Below are 1,499 nucleotides of genomic sequence, written 5' to 3'. Positions count from 1 at the left end.
CCGGGCTTCTGTAACGGGCGGTGGTTAGTCAATCCCTTTTTGCGTCATCCACTCGCCGGGAACGTGCTTCTGTACGGGATCGGCGCTGTGGCCGTCGCCTGATGGGGTTCTGGAGAGGAGCAGGTCGGCCAATCTACGGAAAGCGTGATCGCATCGTGAGATGCGTCGACAACCCGGATGACGGCCTGGCCTGATCCATCGTCCCGGCGAAGGGACTTCGCTTCGGGAAGGCTGGTGTGGTGACCCGCCCGAAAACCTGTGGCTCCTTTTCTTAAGCCGCGGCGACGGTTGCCTTGACGGCCGGATTCTTGGCGGCCGGATTGAACGGCACGTTGTCCTTGAGCATGCGCAGCATGATCACGGCGAGCTTGCGCGCCAGCGCCACCTTGGCCTTGCTCATGCCGGCGCGCTTGGCGATCCGCATCGCCCAGCTCTTGAGCGGTGCACAGCCCTTGATTGGCTTGGTCAGGATGATGTGGGCGGCTTCATAGAGCGCCTCGCGCACGGAAGCGTCGCCGTTCTTACTGATGCGGCCGGAGTAGTCCGTCTCGCCTGACTGGTGCTTCTTCGGCGTCAAGCCGAACAACGGTCCCGCGCGCTTCGCCGAGGTGAAGCGGGCGGGGTCATCGATGGCGCTGGCAACGGTCAGCGAGACGATCGGTCCCACGGCCGGCGTCGACATCAGCAGCTTCGCCCTGGCATCCAGGAGCGACATCGCGCGCACCCGCTTCTCAAGACCGTTGAACTCGCGCAGCAACACCGCATGAACCGCCAGCGTCGCCGCGGCGATCGTCTCGAGGGCCGGATGGCCGGCCACCAGCTCGTTGATCCGTGCCGCAAAGCTGCGCTTCGTCGTCTTGCCGACCTTCAGCCCGAAGCCGCGCAGGATCCCGCGCAGGCTGTTCTCGATGTCCTGCAGCTTGGCCTGGATCAGCTTGCGTGCCGTCAGCATCGCCCGGATCTCCTGCGCGCCCATCGACTTGCAATGCACCGGCCGGAACCAGCCGAGCCGCATCAACTGCGCGATGTTGCGGGCGTCGTTGCGGTCCGACTTCACTGGCATCGCCTTGAAGGCATCGCTGACGTGGCGCGTCTCTAGAAGCTCGACCGCAAGACCGTCCTTCTTCATCGCCGCGTAAAGCCACTGTGACAGCGGTCCGGCCTCCAGCCCGATCCTGGCAAGATCGAACCCCAGCGAACGGAACCAGCCAATCAGCGCCTCGGGCTCGCTGGCCACCTTGGCCTCCCGAACGATCTTGCCGTTCGCGTCGACAACGCACACGCTGGAGCATTCCAATGACACGTCGATTCCGGCATAATGGTCCATGGTCGTTCCTCCTCGATGCTTGGAGCGAGGCTTACGCCCCGACTCCGCTACACCATCATGTGAGGGACGACCGCTTGCCTTCCAATCAAGCCGCGCGACGCGCGCTATCAAATAGTGCCGTAGCTAGCGCGGCTGGTTGGAAGGCCTCAGCGGAGCCCGTTACCCCATCTAC

The 1,499-nt window shown here is 64.0% G+C and carries 1 protein-coding gene; it reads right to left on the bottom strand.

What is annotated here, in order from left to right:
- Positions 1–271: 271 nt before the first annotated feature.
- Positions 272–1,327, bottom strand: coding sequence for an IS110 family RNA-guided transposase (locus GPL20_RS38480; RefSeq protein WP_157337937.1), 1,056 nt, complete (start codon positions 1,325–1,327; stop codon positions 272–274).
- Positions 1,328–1,499 lie beyond the last annotated feature (172 nt).

It is taken from the genome of Bradyrhizobium cajani (genome assembly GCF_009759665.1).
GTDB lineage: Bacteria > Pseudomonadota > Alphaproteobacteria > Rhizobiales > Xanthobacteraceae > Bradyrhizobium > Bradyrhizobium cajani.
The sequence above is the reverse complement of the archived record's forward strand: the minus strand, read 5'-3'. Positions and strand labels throughout refer to the sequence as shown.